A 15439-nucleotide genomic window follows, 5' to 3' on the forward strand; every position below is an offset into this window, starting at 1 on the left:
ACTCGTCAGCCCTCCGCCAGTGAACGGGTCGGCAATGAAACGGTGAACACAGTCCCGTCTCCCGGAATGCTGCTCACCTCGATGTCGCCCCCGAAGCGGCGCACGATGTTCCGGCTGATGGAGAGCCCCAGCCCCGTGCCCGTCGCCCCCTTCGTGGTGAAGAAGGGCTGGAAGAGCCGGGGCAACAGCTCGGGCGGGATGCCCGGCCCCGTGTCGCTCACCTCGATGACGGCCCGCCCCTCCTCTCGCCGGGTGATGACGCGGATCTCCTTGCGCGAGCCCTTCCATCCATCGAGCGCCTGCGCCGCGTTGACGAGCAGGTTGACGAAGACCTGGGAGACGGGCCCCGGGCTCCCCCTCACCTCGAGCCCATCCAGGAGATCGGCCTGCACGATGGCCCGCCGCGTCGTCTCGATGCGGGCGATGCGCAGCGCCGAGCGGATGGCCTCGTTGAGGTCGAACCAGCCCCCGGCCTCGTCGTCCGTCCGCGCCAGCGAGCGCATGTCCCGGACGATGTCGCTGATGCGCAGGGCGCCCTCGCGTGCATCCAACACGGCCTGCTCCAGCTCCGCGAGGTCCACCTGGGCCCCCTGGCGCAGCGCCAGCACCTGCTCCCGGATGAAGCCGAGGTTGCTCAGGACGTAGGCCGACGGGTTGTTGATCTCATGTCCGATACCCGCCGCCACCTGACCCAGGGTCGCCAACCGCTCGGAGGCCGCGAGCTGGAAGGCCAGGCGCCCGTTCTCCAGCGCGAGCACCACGTGGCTCACGAGCACCGCCATCCGATCCAGCTCCTTCTTGCTGAAGAGGCGCGGCAGATCCCTGCGCAGCAGGCCCATCACCCCGAGCAGCCGCTCCCCTACGAGCAGGGGCTGCAGGATGAGCGAGGTCTCCGGCCCCAGGGCCCGGATGGAGCCGAGTCGTGGATCCTCGAGGCCCGGCACCACCAGGGCCGCCGTGCGATCCGAGGGCAGCGCCTGGATCAGCCGCTCGCCGAGCGCGCACAGCAGCGGTCCCTCCACCTCGGAGGCCAGGCCGATCGCGTGCGCCACCGCGAGCCGGCCCTGCACGTCCGGCATCAGGAGCGCCACCGCGTCCGCCGCCATGATTCCCTGGCTCCCCTCCACGATGGCCTGGGGCAGGCGATCGAACTCGTTCGTCGCGAAGAAGGACTGGCTGACCCGCACCAGGTCCGCCGAGGCGTTGAGCCGGTAGCGATCGAGCGCGCGCGCCACGCACGAGTACATCTCATGGATGTCGAACGGCTTGCGGATGAGGTCGAACGCACCGGCCCGCATGCACTCGATGGCCGTTTCGATCTCCGCGTACCCGGTGGCGACGATGACCTCGGTGGCCGGCAGCAGCTGCTTCACCTCGCGCAGCAGCTCGAGCCCGCCCATGAAGGGCATCCGCACATCGGTGATGACCAGGCCGGGTGAGCACTCACGCAGCAGCTTCAGGGCGGCCCTGCCGTCGGAGGCCTCGGTGACGGCGTACCCCTCCTGCTCCAGCTGATACCGGAGGAGCAGGCGCATGTCCCGCTCATCGTCCACGACGAGGATCTGCTCAGGCATGGGGGGACTCCGGGGGGGAGTGCACGGATTCATACGGAGGCCTCCTTGGGGAGTACCGGCGCCACCGGGAACCACAACCGCATCGTGGTTCCGGCGCCGGCGGCCGTCTCCACGTCGATGCGACCGCCATGAGACTCGATGATGCTACGCGTGATGGACAGCCCCAGACCCGTCCCCTGTCCGACGGGCTTGGTGGTGAAGAAGGGATCGAAGATGCGCTGGAGCACATCCGGAGGGATGCCGCTCCCCGTGTCCGCCACGAACAGCTCGACCCCGTCACGCGCCGGAGTGACGCGCGCCCCGACGGACACCGTGCCCCCCGGAGGCGTCGCATCCAGCGCGTTGCCCACCAGGTTCAGCAACGCGGACTCCATCTCCGGGACGTTGGCCTCCACCCCGGGCAGGCCGTTCGGGAGCTCGACGATCTCCAGCCGCACCTGCCCGCGCCGCGCCTGCCCACTGGCCAGCTCGAGCACGCGCTCGAGCATCGACGCCACATCGACGCGCTCGCGCGCCGGTCCACTCTTGCGCGAGAAGTCCAGCAGCGTTCGCACCAGCCGGGCACAGCGCTGGGTCTGACTCTCGATGGTCAGCAGCCCCTTGCGCGACGCATCGTCCAGGGAGGGCCTCCTCAACAGGCCCTGCGCGAAGCCGAGGATGATGCCGAGCGGGTTGTTGAGCTCGTGCGACAACCCGGCCACGAGCGTGCCCACCGCCGCCATCTTCTCCGAATGCACCAGCGACTCGCGCAGCCGCTTGACCTCGCGCAGATCCCTCGCGATGCAGACGTGCCCCTGCACCTGCCCCACCGCGTCGAGGATGCGCGACACGGTGAGCTGCACGGGGATGGTGCCCGACTGCCAGGTGAGCAGGGAGAGCTCGGCCTCCACGGGATTGCCCTCGTCGGCGCGGGCGAGCAGCGCGGAGAAACGCTCACGCGCATCCCCGGGCACCACCCGCTCCAGGAAGGAGACGCCCAGCATCTCCAGCCGCGGCCATCCGAAGAGCCTCTCCGCCGCCTCGTTCCACACGAGCGTCCACCCCTCCCTCCCCAACATGACGATGGCGTTGGGTGAGCTGGAGGTGATCTGCGCCAGCAGCGAGAGGTGGTCGCGCGAGCGCTCCAGCTCCGCGGTGCGGTGCGCGAGCCGCTCGAGCATCAGGTTGAAGGTGCCCGCGATGGCGCCCAGCTCGTCCCGCGATTGGACCTGGACGCGCTCGCCCAGGTCTCCCCCGTCGATGATGCGACGCATGGAGACCCGCAGCTGATGGAGCGGACGCAGGAGCAGCCGGGTGCGCCAGGCGACCAGCAGCGCCACCAGGACCACCGCCCCCGCGCCCACCTGGCTCACCCGCTGGCGCAACGCCTCCACCGGGCCGGAGATGCGCTCCGCCGGCACGGAGAGGACCAGGGACCAACCGAAGCCATGCTCCCGCGCGAAGCCCTCCACCGGCACGAGCAGGTAGAACATCCCGTCGATGAGGGCCGTGTTCCGCTGCCCGGGCTTGGAGTCCAGGGAGCGCAGCTCGCCAATCACCTGCTCGGGCAGCGTCCCGGCCAGCGGCTTGTCGTCGTCCAACAGCACCACCTCGAGCCCCTGACGCGCGGCACCTCCCCGCACGAACGAGAGATCGAAGCCCGCGACCAGGACCCCTTCCGCGTCCTGAGGGGAGAGCAGGGGGAAGGCGAAGAACACGCGCGACAGGCCCTCCTCCGAGACGACCCATGCCTGGGGCACCCCGCCGCGGAGCTTCGACCACCAGGGCGCGTCCGCGAAGGAGCCCACGCTCGGACCCGGACCATTCCGGGCGATGACGTTCCCCCTGGCATCCAACAGCCAGAGGTCCGCGTCCCTCCCCTGCTGCCCCGGCAGACTCAGCCGCCGCATGAGGGGCGCGAGCGGATCGCCCCGGCCCAACGCGTTGATGACACCGTGGGTCATGAACGGGTTGGAGGCGAGCGACTGCGCCAGGGCCCATCGCAGCTGGAGCTGCTCGTCGATGTCGTGCGAGGCGAAGCGCGCCAGCTCCCGCAGATGCTCGCGGCTCGCCGTCTCGAGCGCCTCGCGCGCGCCACTGGACACCGTGGCGATCAGGAACCCGACCAGCGCCACGTCGATGAGCAGGAAGAAGAGGAGGAGCTTGCCTTGGAAGCTCCGGAGGATGTTCACGCGAACACCCGTGGCAACAGTCGTCGCATGGCACCCCTGAAATGCCTGGGAGGCTTGAATATACAGGCCCAGGCCCGTCCAGGGCCACGCGACGGAGAGCGACAAGGACGCCGGCTGAATCTTTCCGGCGTCCTCGAACGCGTGCTCTCAGCGCTTGAGATTCCTGAAGGGGTTGTTGAAGGGCTCGGCCGAGGGCTTCTGCTGAGCAGGCGCCTTGTTGCTCGCCTGCTTGCCTTCAGGCGGACGCGATGGTCCGCGCGCCGGGCTCCCCGAGGAGCGCGGAGCGCCAGCGGACGACGCCGAGGTGCCCTCGGTGAGGGCGCGCACGGACAGGGCGAGCCGCTTCCGCGCCAGGTCCACGCTCAGCACCTTCACCGTCAGCCGGTCCCCCACCTTCACGGCCTCGGAGGGGTCCTTGATGAAGCGGGTGGAGAGCTGGGACACGTGGACGAGCCCGTCCTGGTGCACGCCCACGTCGACGAAGGCCCCGAAGGCGGTCACGTTGGTGACGACCCCCTGCAGCACCATCCCCTCCTTCACGTCCTCCAGCTTCTGCAGGTCCTCGCGGTACGCGGGCGCGGTGAAGTCGCCACGTGGGTCGCGGCTGGGCTTCTCCAGCTCGGCGAGGATGTCCTCGAGCGTCATCTCGCCCAGGTCCGGCCCCAGGTAGCGCTTGGGGTCGATCTTCCGCACCAGCGCGGCGTTGCCCACCAGCTCCTTCACGTTGACGCCCAGGTCCTTCGCCATGCGCTCGACGACCTCGTAGCGCTCGGGGTGCACGGCGCTCGCGTCGAGGGGCTCGGGGCCGTGGACGCGCAGGAAGCCGGCGGCCTGCTCGAACGTCTTCGGGCCCAGCCCGCTCACCTTGAGGATCTCCCGGCGCGTGGTGAAGCGGCCCTTCGCCGCGCGGTGGGAGACGATCTTCTTCGCCAGCGTGGGGCCGATGCCGGACACGTGCTCCAGCAGCTGCGGTGACGCGGTGTTCACGTCCACGCCCACGGCGTTGACGCACGAGTCCACCACCTCGCCCAGCTTCTTCTTGAGCAGGCCCTGGTCCACGTCGTGCTGGTACTGGCCCACGCCGATGCTCTTGGGGTCGATCTTCACCAGCTCGGCGAGCGGATCCTGCAGCCGGCGGCCGATGGACACGGCGCCGCGCAGCGACACGTCCAGGTCGGGGAACTCGTCACGGGCCACCTCGGAGGCCGAGTAGATGGAGGCGCCCTGCTCGCTCACGGACACCACGGGCACCTGGGAGCCGAGCGTCTTGAGCACCTCGCGCACGAAGGTCTCCGCCTCGCGGCTGCCCGTGCCGTTGCCCACGGCGATGAGCTCGGGCTTGTGCTTGAGGATGATGGCGCCGCACTGCTTCGCCGCCGCGGCGCGCTCGCTCCCGCTCTTCTCGGTGTAGAGCGTGGCGGTGTCCACCACCTTGCCGGTGCCATCCAGCATGGCGGCCTTGATGCCGGTGCGCAGGCCTGGATCCAACGCGAGCACGGGCCGGCTCCCCGCGGGCGCGGTGAGCAGCAGGTGGCGCAGGTTCTGCCCGAAGACGACGATGGCCTCGCGGTCCGCGCGCTCCTTGAGCTCGTTGCGCAGCTCGGACTCCAGCGACGGGCCCATGAGCCGGTCCCACGAGTCCTCCACCGCGGCGCGCAGCTCCGGGGCGAACGGGGACTGGGGCTTCGTGACGACGCGGGAGGCCAGCGTGCTCTTCACCTCGTCATCCGGGAGGGCCAGCTGGATGCGCAGCACCTCCTCGGCCTCGCCACGCAGCAGCGCGAGGATGCGGTGCGAGGGTGCCTTGGACAGGTCCTCCTCGTGGTCGGCGTAGTTGTCGAACTTGGTGGCCTCGCCCTTCTTCGCGGAGACGACGGCCGAGCGCAGGCGGCCCTTCTGGACGCACAGCTCGCGAGCGCCACGGCGCAGGCCCGCGTCCTCGGCCACGCGCTCGGCACAGATGTCACGCGCTCCGGCGAGCGCCGTCTCCAGGTCCGGCACGTCCTTGTCCGGTTTGACGAACGCGCGCGCCTTGGCGGCCACGTCGTCCCTCTTTCCCGGCTCCTGCTTCCACAGCAGGTCCGCGAGCGGCTCCAGGCCCCGCTCCCGGGCAATGGCCGCGCGCGTGCGGCGCTTGGGCTTGTACGGGAGGTAGAGGTCTTCCAGCTCGGTGCGCGTCTTCGCGCGCTTGAGCGCCTGGGCCAGCTCGGGGGTGAGCTTCCCCTGCCCCTCGATGCTGCGGAGGATCGTCTCCCGGCGCGCGTCCAGCTCCTCGCGCTCGGCGGCACGGTCCAGGATGGTTTGAATCTGGACCTCGTCGAGGCCACCCGTGGCCTCCTTGCGATAACGGGCGATGAAGGGGACGGTCGCTCCTTCGGCGCTCAGCGCCAGGGTCCGATCCACCTGCTCGGGCTTGAGGCCCAGTTCCTTCGACAGCTCGACGGCGTAGGCGTGCATGGCGACACAAACCCTACACCATCCCACACAAAATGGCGAGTCCCCCGGACGGCCGCCAGGGGACCCGGCCGGGGACTACGGGACGGAGGGCACCTCACCGGTGAGCACGCAGATGAGGGCGTCCGGGTCGCACTTCACCGGGAAGCTGGGGTTGATGCCCGAGCCGCGCAGGCGGCCATTCTCCGGATCCGGGTCCGGGTCGCACTTCGGCTCATCCGGCACCTTCACCTTGTCCTTCTTGCCATCCCCATCGGCATCGGTATCGAGCTCGACTTCCTTCCAGCAGCTCACCACCGGCCAGATGCCCTTCACCGTGTACTCGGCGGTGCAGTCGTTCTCGGTGTAGCGCAGGTCCGCGACGAACTGCGTCCCCGGGACGTCGGGCGTGTTGTAGATGCGCAGGTTGGACCACGCATAGGTGAGGTCCAGGGCGGGAGTCCGCGCCACCAGCCGCGTCGGCGTGAGCGTGGGCACCTCGCAGAAGTTGTCCGGGCCCGGAGCGTCCGTCGTCAACTCGCCCACGGAGTTCGGCTGGCTCGGCGCATCCGGATCCAACACGACATCGGAGTCGGCCATCAGCGTGCCCACGGGCTCGGTGCGGATGGCCACCGTGTCCTTCGCATTGGGGTCCTGGCTGAAGTACTTCTGCAGGCCCACCTTGCCCGGCTTGTGCTGGGAGCACGAGGCCGTCGCGTCCTGCCCCGGCTTCAACGTGTAGGTGGCCGCGAACGAGCCGGTGGAGCCGTCCGACACGGCGCGAGCCACCACGCACTGCGCGTCCTGCTGGACGGAGCCGCAGGCGCCCAGGGTGGCGGCGAGCACCACCCCACCCGTACCCAATCCCATCAGTCGAAGATTCATGGTGTCTCTCCCGGGTGCCTAGAAGCTCAGCTTGACGCCGAAGCGGATGGAGCGGGGCGCCTGATACGCGATCGGCTTCTTGAAGTTGGGGTTGATGTCCGCGTTGGTGATGGCCGTGTTGGTGCTGGTGGCCAGGACGCGGCAGCTGGAGCTGGGCTCATCCGTCCGGCAGCTCTCGACGTCCGCCGGCTTGCCATCCACCTCGATGGCGTGGACGCGGGTGGTGGTGAAGGTCTGGTCCACGGCCGTCACCTGCTGGAAGTTGAAGACGTTGAAGACGTCCATGGAGATGCTGAGCGTGTAGTCGCCGGAGAGCCGCTGACTGACGCCCACGTGCCCGTCGACGTTGTGGACCCAGGGCATCCGGCCCGCGCTGCCTCGCGGCAGGATGAACGTCTCCGAGCCGCTGCGCCGGGGGTGGTAGCCCAGGTAGTTGAGCGGCGAGCCCGAGCGGGCACGGTAGCCACCGCCGATGTCGAGGCTCAGGTCCCGGCTCAGCCGGAACTCCTTGGCGCCGAAGGCCTTGAAGGCATGCGTGCGGTCACCCGGCAGCGGGCCGTCGCGGTTGACGGTGAGCGACAGCAGGTCGAAGTCGCGCGTCAGGTTGGGCGAGAGCTGATTGGTGTCCGCGCGGAAGAGGCCCGAGTAGTTGCCGCGCAGCGAGGACCACGTGTAGCTGAGCTGCGCCAGCCAGCCGTCCGAGAAGCTCTTGGTGTAGTAGACGTTCACCGCGTCGTAGTCGCGGCGGGCCAGCGGGAAGTCCGAGGAGGAGCCCTTGCCCGGATTGCCCAGGAAGAAGGTGCTGCCGTCGTCGCGGCTCATGTCCTCGATGACGTCGTTGAGGTAGCGCTTCGTGTACGAGACGCCCAGGCGGCCGAGCCCCAGCTCGTACTCGCCACCCACGACGAGCTCGTCGCTGGACTGGGCGCGGATCTTCGGATCCACCGGCACGCGATCACCGCCCTCGGCGTTCCAGTACTGGTTGGGGCTCTCCGTGCCGCCGATGACCTGGCGGTTGCTGTCCACGTTGCAGTCCCCACCGGGCGCGAGGTCGTTGGGATCCCTCGGATCACAGGCGGGCGCGTTGTAGGTGGCCGACAGCAATTGCTGCTGGGGGAAGGACAGATCGGCCAGATCGAGCGGGACGTTCTCGTAGAAGCGGGCGAAGTTGACGAAGAGCTTCGAGCGGCCCTGCTGGGTGAAGTCATAGATGACGCCGACACGGGGCGACCACTGGTTGGGCAGGCTCAGGCCCACCTGGCCGTCGTCGCCCCAGATGGTCTGCGCGTCGTAGCGCACGCCCAGGTTGACCGTCACCTTGTCGAGGATGGCCCAGCTGTCCTGGACGAAGCCGCCCACCGTCAGCGAGGTGGACGTCCGCTCCTTGCTCGGCAGCGGCACGATGGAGTCCGGTCCGTCGAGGTAGCCGTACTGGTTGAGCGTGAAGAAGCACGAGCCACTCGCGCACTCCTGCCAGGGCGCCAGACCGGTGCGCGCGCGGTTGTTGTAGAAGCTCGCGCCCTCCGCGTCGACGCCGGCCTTGATGACGTGGTGGCCGAGCGCCTCGAGCAGGTACGTGCCGAGCACCTTGCCCTGGTAGCGGTCCAGCTCCGAGATGCTGATGGTGCCCGGCCCTCCCGACGCGTACGAGGAGACGGGGCACCGGGTCGCATACACCCCCGCGGGCAGCTCCGCGGGAGAGTCACAGACGGAGGGATCCGGGAGCTGCTCGAACTCGGTGATGCTGTGCCAGTCTCGCGCCGTCGTCCCGTTGTTCCGCACACTGCGCGTGCGCCGCCACGCGATGTTGGACCGCGAGGAGAGCCCCTGCCCGCTGGAGAGCCCCGAGCCATCCGACGGGAGGATGGAGGCGTCCTGGTGGTGCCAGCCGAGCGTCGCGTCGATGAGCAGCGACTTGTTGAGGAAGGAGGAGGACTGCTTGGCCACGATGTCCAGCGCGCCGCCCGTGCGCCGGGTGGCGATGGCCTCATAGGAACCCTGGACGTACGCGGTGCAGGACAGCCCGCTGCACACCTCGGGAGCACCATCGCGGCTGAAGGAATACCGGCCCGCCCCGCCCGACCAGGTCGGCGTGCCGTACACCGTCAGCGACAGGTTGTGGTCCGGGTTGAAGAGGTAGGTGAGCTTGCCGATGTATTGGACGGTGCGCTCGTCCGCGAAGCGGTCCACCCGGGTACCGTCGATGGGAGTGGCGACCTGATAGCCCGTGACCGGATCCTTGCGTGCCTCGCCCACCTTGGCGCAGCCGTTCGCCTCGTCCACCTGCGTGCAGATGTCCAGGGTGCTGAGCTGACGCGACACCTGGATGCGATTGAACGAGGGCGCCACGCCAGCGAAGAACCAGAGCTTGTCCTTCACGATGGGGCCACCCAGCTCGAAGCCGAAGTCCCCCTGGTTCCACGGCGTGCCCCGCGCGGAGATGACGCTCCCCGCCTGTTGGATCACCGGGCCCGCCGACTGCAGGGCTCCCGGCGCGACGTTGCCGAAGAAGGAGCCGTGGAACTCGTTGGAGCCGGACTTGGTCACCACGTTCATCACGCCACCCGTGGAGCGGCCGTACTCGGGCATGTAGCCACCGGTGATGACGTTGACCTCCTTCACGAACTCCACCGAGAGCGGCGTGCCAATGGTGCCCACCGCCGGGTCATTCACCGACAGGCCATCCACCACGAACTGGTTCTCCGGCGAGGTGCCGCCGTTGATGCTCACCCCGAAGTTGTCCTCCTGCGCGCCGGGCGCCAGCTCGGCCAGGGACTCGAAGGAGCGCGACGCCGAGCCCTTCGAGCCCGGACGGTTCAACGCGAGGTTCCTGAGCATGCTGGCGTCGACGCTCAGGCCCGAGGCGCTCGAGCCCACGTCCACCGTCGGAGGGGTGGCCGTGACGATCACCTCCTCGCTCAGCCCCGCCTCCGGCAGCAGCTCCACGTTGACGCGGATGGTGCGGTCCAGGCGCAGCTGGATGTCCGAGCGCACATAGGGGCGGAAGCCCTCGGTATCCACCCGGAGGGTGTAGAGGCCCGGCGGGAGCTGGGGAATGCGGTACTGACCGCTGGCATCGGAGAGCACCACCTGCTCGCCTTGAAGGCTCGGAGAGGTGGCCGTCACCACCGCGTCCGACAGCGGTTTCTTGTCCGCCGAATTGATGATCCTACCGATGATGACCGCGGAACCCTGGGCCATCGCGCTGGTGCCCGACAGCAACAACAGGACACACCCCGCGCGCGCGAGTTGAACGAGCGAAGACAAAGGACTGACCCCCTCCTGTGAAGAGGGCCACACCTTAGCCCCACTTTCGCCGAAGCCGAGAATCAGCGCGCGTAACGGACGATTCGCTCCACCCGGTACTCCCCGGCAGCCCCCTCCGGCCGCAGCAGCATCAGCTCCGCGGGCAGGCCCACACCCAGTGTGCGTCCACTCCGGGACGGCAAGGGCAACACGTCCCCTTCCTTCACGCCTTCGGGAGGGAGCGGCACAACGGTGAGTCCGGCTCCGTCCACCTCCTCCACGGCCCCGTGGACGCGCAGGTCGCCCAGTTCCTCGATGGAGCCGGCGAGTACCACGGAGGGTGTGCCCTCACGAGTACGCACCGCCTGGGTCGCGGCGATGCCGATGTCCGCGACGAAGGCCTCGCCCGCCTCACCGAAGACGTGGGCCCCCCGGATGACGAGGTGCAGCAGGCCCTTGCTGTCGTTGAGGGGGATGGACTCGTAGCGCTCGAGGTCCGCGTGCTCCACCGCCCCGCTCGCGAGCGCCTCCAGGGCGGACACCAGGGCCACGAAGTTGAGCCGGAGCAGCGGCTCGTCGGACTCGGGCGCGGACCACGGGCCGGTCTCGATGAGCACGGTGGGGGTGCCCCAGCGCACCAGGTTGTCGCCGAAGGCCCGGGTCTCGAAGGAGTCGTCGTAGCGGCCGATCTGCCCGGGCGCGAGCGGCTCGAGCGCATCGCGGATGACGGCGCATACCTTCTTGGCGAGCACCCGCCCCGGGTTGTCGCCACGCGACGCGTCGAAGGGCGGAGCGAGCAGCGAGATGGAGGCGGGCCTGCCGGTGCCGCCCACCGCCGTCCGCCAGCCCTGGTTGTGGAGGTTGAAGCCGAGCCACGGTTGGAGCCGGTCCCGGAGCGCCTTGAGCGTACGGCCCTCGGGGGTCTGGAGCGCCAGCGCGTCCCGGTTGATGTCGATGCCCTGCGCGTTGCGTCGCTGGAAGCGCTCGGCGCCGTCGGGGTTGAGCAGGGGCAGGGCGTGCAGGGTGAGCGCGGAGAGCAGCCGGGCGACCCGGGGGTGCTCGCGATGGCGGCGGACGTACTCGAGGAGGTCGAGCAGCGCCGTGGTGGCGGTGGGCTCGTCCCCGTGCATCTGGGACCAGAGCAGGACGTGCCGGGGGCCGGAGCCGAAGCGGATGAGGTTGAGCGAGCGGCCCTCCACGGAGCGCCCCACCTCCTCCACCTGGAACAGCTCCGGCGCCGACGCCTGGAAGTGCCGGAGCCGGGCCTCCACGTGGAGATGGCGGACGAGCGCGGGCGGAGGGAGGCCCTGGAGACGGACCTCGGCCCAGAGGTCGAAGAGCTCGCGAGGTGAGGCGGGGGCGGTCACGAAGATCCTCTCTGTTCCGGTGGGTGCCCTGGCTGCGCGGATGGGAGATTATGCCGGGCACATGCTGCCTGAACCCATTCGCAACGCGATCGATGTCGCCAGCAACTTCGTCTGGGGTCCCTGGACCATGGCCCTCTTGTTGGGAACTGGAGTGTTCCTGACGATCCGGCTGCGATTCGTTCAGGTAGCGCGCTTCCGGGAGGGACTGCGAGCGATGGTGCCAGCCCAGGCGAGCGGCGCCGGCACGCTGAGCCCCTTCCAGGCGTTCATGACGGCGCTCGCCGCGTCGATTGGCACGGGCAACATCGCGGGAGTGGCCACGGCCATCGTGAGCGGCGGGCCGGGGGCGCTGTTCTGGATCTGGGTGTATGGCTTCTTCGCCACGGCCATCAAGTTCTGCGAGGCCGTGCTGGGCATCCAGTACCGCAAGGTGCAGGGGGAGCGGCTCTCCGCGGGTCCGATGCACTACCTGAAGGACGGGCTGGGCTCGCCGAAGCTGGCCTGGCTCTACGCGGTCATCGCCGGCGTGGCGGCGCTCACGACGACGCCCTTCACCCAGCCGAACTCCATGGCGGTGGTGCTGCAGAGCCAGTTCTCGATTCCCCCGCTGGCCTCGGGCGTGGCCATCGCGGTGCTCACGTGGCTGGTGGTCATCGGTGGCGTGAAGAGCATCGGCCGCGCGGCGGAGCGCCTCGCGCCCCTGAAGGTGGGGCTCTACCTGGCCGGAGGGCTCGTCGTCATCCTCACCCACGCGGCGCAGCTGCCCGCGGTGTTCGCGCTCATCTTCCGCGAGGCGTTCTCCCTGGAGGCGGCCGGAGGAGGCGCCGCCGGAGTGGGGATGATGGCCGCCATGCGCTACGGGATTGCCCGAGGCATCTACGCCAACGAGGCCGGGTACGGCACGGCGGCGGTGGCGTATGGCACGGCGCGCACGGATGCGCCGGTGCGGCAGGGGCTCCAGGCGGTGATGGAGGTGTTCATCGTCTCGTGCGTCACGTCGACCATGAGCGCGCTGGTGATTCTCACGAGTGGCGCGTGGACATCCGGGCTCACGAGCACGGCGGTGGTGGCCCAGGCCTTCAACACGGCGATGCCCACGGTGGGAGGGTGGATCGTCGCGTTCTGCGCCTTCCTGTTTGGCTACACGACGCTGATCGGCTGGGCGTACTACGGCGAGCAGTTCCTCGAGTATGCCTTTGGGCTGCGCGTCACCCTGCCCTACCGTTGGCTGTACTGCGGCCTGGTGGTCTTCGGTGCCATGGGCAAGGTGGAAACCATCTGGGCCTGGGGCGACCTGATGAATGGCTTGCAGGTGTTCCCCAACCTCGTGGGCCTGATTGGGTTGAGCGGCGTGGCGGCGTCGATGCTGCGCCAGCCCAGGCCGAAGCAGGAGGAAGCCACCGCGCCCGTGGCCTGAGTGGGTATTGAAAGCGGTGAGGCGCGAAGGGGGCAGGGAGTAACGTGGGCGGCATGAGCCCGCGGATTCCCATGAAGTGGCTGCTCCTCCTCGGCATGCTGCTCGGCGCGTGTGTCACCTCCGCGCCCGCCGTACACGAAGATGGCGAAGCTCTGGGTGCCGTGTCCTCCTGGGAGGAGGCCCGTGCGGACCCGAGCTGCGTGGTGCCACTGTGCGAGGGGGAGCGGTGCGTCATCTGGCGCTGCCAGGACGTGGTGGAGGTGGACTCCCACCCCGTGGTGCTGGCGAAGGGGACCCTGACTCTCCGCCCTCCGGGCAATCCCACCCGCTGGTGGGGACGCCCTCTGGCCGCGCCTGTCGGTACGGAACCCGTCTTCGAAATCCCCTGGCACAACTGGAACATCCGCGGCCAGTATGCACCCAGGGCTCTGCGCCCCCCGTGTCTCCCCTCTCGAGAACCTTTCGAAAAACATCACATCTTTCCGCAACAGCAACGCCTGGCCAAGTGGTTCGCAAGCAGGAATATCGACATTCATGCTTTCACCATCCGTCTGCCCAAGAGATTCCACGCCTGGCTGCACAGTGGCGGACCCGAAGGAGGCCAATGGAATGAAGCCTGGCGACAGTTCATGACCCAGAACCGTGATATCGCCACTGCGGAGGATATCTGGCGATTCGCATTCGAACTCATGAACAGATTCGGAGTGAACGGACCTCTCGTCCCTTATTATTGTGAATGAGAAACGAGGCGCGGACCCCACACGCATGCGCTACTTCAGAATCAAGGGCGATAGAGGCTCGGATTACACTGGGTACATCGATGGCTCCTACAAGTGGGGGCTTCCGGGCATCATCTGCCCTGCTTGCAAAGCAACGTGGAGTGCCGGTTCCAAGGCGTACCCCTCGGTGGATCTGACCCCGGTGGCATTCCTGGCGGACTTCGAGAAAGCCCGGGCCGAGCCCCTCGACGAGTATGAAAGGCTGAGTGAGCTGGTACGTCCTCTGCTCCCTCCAGGGGCAGTGCTGGAACCCGGCGCAACCTTTGGCTCCTTCGTGGGCAGGGCACAAGGCTTCTTTGGTCCGCTCGTGTCTCCCGACCCCTGGTGGCTATTGGTGCGGCGCGAGGCGCTCGAAAAGCTCCAGGCGGAGGGAGTGCGCGGTCTCAAGGGCTGCCCCACAGTCCTACGCTTCCGGCAGCGCAACTCGCCCGAACTCCTCGATTTGGAGCTCCTCCCCGTGGGCTGCCTGCACCCGGACTGTCTCCCCACGAACCGCAAACCGGCCTGTCCTCGTTGCGGTCGCAACAGCACTCCCCTGCCGGATGACCTCATGCTGGACGCCACCACGCTTCCCAGTCACCTGGACCTGTTCCGCCTGGAGGACTACTCCTCCGTCATCATCTGCACCGAACGCTTCGTCGACGCCTGCCGTCGTCTAGGATTGGATGGCGTCGTCTTCCACCCCCTGCCGGCGAGGTAAGCCGATAGGCGGAACGGTTTCCCCCTGCCTGAGCGGTCTCGCGCGCAGTGGCGCTCGCACCGCTGGTGCCCTCGCCCATCTCAACGCCCAGACCAACGTCCTCACACGGACCCGCCCCCCCTCGGTGGAATTGAAGCGGTGAGGCGCGAAGGGGGCAGGGAGTAACGTGGGCGGCATGAGCCCGCGGATTCCCATGAAGTGGCTGCTCCTCCTCGGCGTGCTGCTCGGCGCGTGTGTCACCTCCGCGCCCTCCGTACACGAAGATGGCGAAGCTCTGGGTGCCGTGTCCTCCTGGGAGGAGGCCCGTGCGGACCCGAGCTGCGTGGTGCCACTGTGCGAGGGGGAGCGGTGCGCCATCTGGCGCTGCCAGGACGTGGTGGAGGTGGACTCCCACCCCGTGGTGCTGGCGAAGGGGACCCTGACCCTCCGCCCTCCGGGCAATCGCACCCGCTGGTGGGGACGCCCATTGGTGGCACCTGTAGGAACGGAACCCGTCTTCGAAATCCCCTGGCACAACTGGAACATCCGCGGCCAGTATGCACCCAGGGCTCTGCGCCCCCCGTGTCTCCCCTCTCGAGAACCTTTCGAAAAACATCACATCTTTCCGCAGGAGGAATTCCTGGCCAAATGGTTCGCAAGCAAGGGCATCAACATTCATGCATTCACCATGCGGCTCCCCAAGAGCTTCCACGCCTGGCTGCACAGCGGCGGCCCCAAAGGGGGCCAATGGAATGAAGCCTGGCGACAGTTCGCGAAGCAGAACAACACGACCGCTACCCAAGAAGACATCTGGCGGTTTGCGTTCGAACTCATGAGCCGGTTCTACATGAATGGCTCGCTCGTCCCCTATCACTGCGACTGAAAAGG

At 68.5% G+C, this 15439-nt stretch carries 10 protein-coding genes; 4 read left to right on the forward strand and 6 right to left on the reverse strand.

Translation table 11 applies throughout. The features are described 5' to 3' along the window. Window positions 1-5: 5 nt before the first annotated feature. The 6 genes from JQX13_RS02110 to JQX13_RS02135 all read right to left on the reverse strand — a co-directional run bounded on the left by JQX13_RS02110 (window position 6) and on the right by JQX13_RS02135 (window position 11676). Window positions 6-1574, reverse strand: a complete 1569-nt coding sequence (locus JQX13_RS02110; protein WP_203407420.1) for a hybrid sensor histidine kinase/response regulator — start codon at window positions 1572-1574, stop codon at window positions 6-8. 29 nt (window positions 1575-1603) lie between these two features. Beyond that, complete coding sequence (locus tag JQX13_RS02115; protein WP_203407421.1) at window positions 1604-3745, reverse strand: PAS domain-containing sensor histidine kinase; 2142 nt, start codon at window positions 3743-3745, stop codon at window positions 1604-1606. A gap of 147 nt (window positions 3746-3892) precedes the next feature. Next, window positions 3893-6202: a Tex family protein gene (locus JQX13_RS02120; RefSeq protein WP_203407422.1), complete on the reverse strand. Its 2310-nt coding sequence runs from the start codon at window positions 6200-6202 to the stop codon at window positions 3893-3895. Between the two features lie 75 nt (window positions 6203-6277). After that, window positions 6278-7063 (reverse strand): hypothetical protein, encoded by a 786-nt coding sequence (locus tag JQX13_RS02125; protein ID WP_203407423.1) that lies wholly within the window; start codon window positions 7061-7063, stop codon window positions 6278-6280. An 18-nt stretch (window positions 7064-7081) separates the two neighbouring features. Then, a complete protein-coding gene (locus JQX13_RS02130; RefSeq protein ID WP_203411837.1) occupies window positions 7082-10264 on the reverse strand; it encodes a TonB-dependent receptor in 3183 nt (1060 codons plus the stop codon). 128 nt (window positions 10265-10392) lie between these two features. Then, window positions 10393-11676 (reverse strand): M14 family metallopeptidase, encoded by a 1284-nt coding sequence (locus JQX13_RS02135; protein ID WP_203407424.1) that lies wholly within the window; start codon window positions 11674-11676, stop codon window positions 10393-10395. Window positions 11677-11737: 61 nt separating this feature from the next. Here JQX13_RS02135 and JQX13_RS02140 point away from each other — a divergent pair, with 61 nt between their 5' ends. The 4 genes from JQX13_RS02140 to sitA6 (JQX13_RS02155) all read left to right on the forward strand — a co-directional run bounded on the left by JQX13_RS02140 (window position 11738) and on the right by sitA6 (JQX13_RS02155) (window position 15434). Beyond that, window positions 11738-13093: an alanine/glycine:cation symporter family protein gene (locus JQX13_RS02140; RefSeq protein ID WP_203407425.1), complete on the forward strand. Its 1356-nt coding sequence runs from the start codon at window positions 11738-11740 to the stop codon at window positions 13091-13093. A 53-nt stretch (window positions 13094-13146) separates the two neighbouring features. Next, window positions 13147-13833, forward strand: a complete 687-nt coding sequence (gene sitA6 / locus JQX13_RS02145; protein WP_430384145.1) for a SitA6 family polymorphic toxin lipoprotein — start codon at window positions 13147-13149, stop codon at window positions 13831-13833. A gap of 25 nt (window positions 13834-13858) precedes the next feature. Beyond that, window positions 13859-14572 carry a SitI6 family double-CXXCG motif immunity protein gene (gene sitI6 / locus JQX13_RS02150; RefSeq protein ID WP_203407426.1) on the forward strand — a complete coding sequence of 238 codons (714 nt, stop codon included), beginning with the start codon at window positions 13859-13861 and terminating at the stop codon, window positions 14570-14572. A 175-nt stretch (window positions 14573-14747) separates the two neighbouring features. Next, window positions 14748-15434, forward strand: coding sequence for a SitA6 family polymorphic toxin lipoprotein (gene sitA6 / locus JQX13_RS02155; protein ID WP_430384240.1), 687 nt, complete (start codon window positions 14748-14750; stop codon window positions 15432-15434). The last annotated feature ends 5 nt before the right edge of the window (window positions 15435-15439 follow it).

The sequence above is a fragment of the Archangium violaceum genome, assembly GCF_016859125.1.
Classification (GTDB): Bacteria; Myxococcota; Myxococcia; order Myxococcales; family Myxococcaceae; genus Archangium; species Archangium violaceum_A.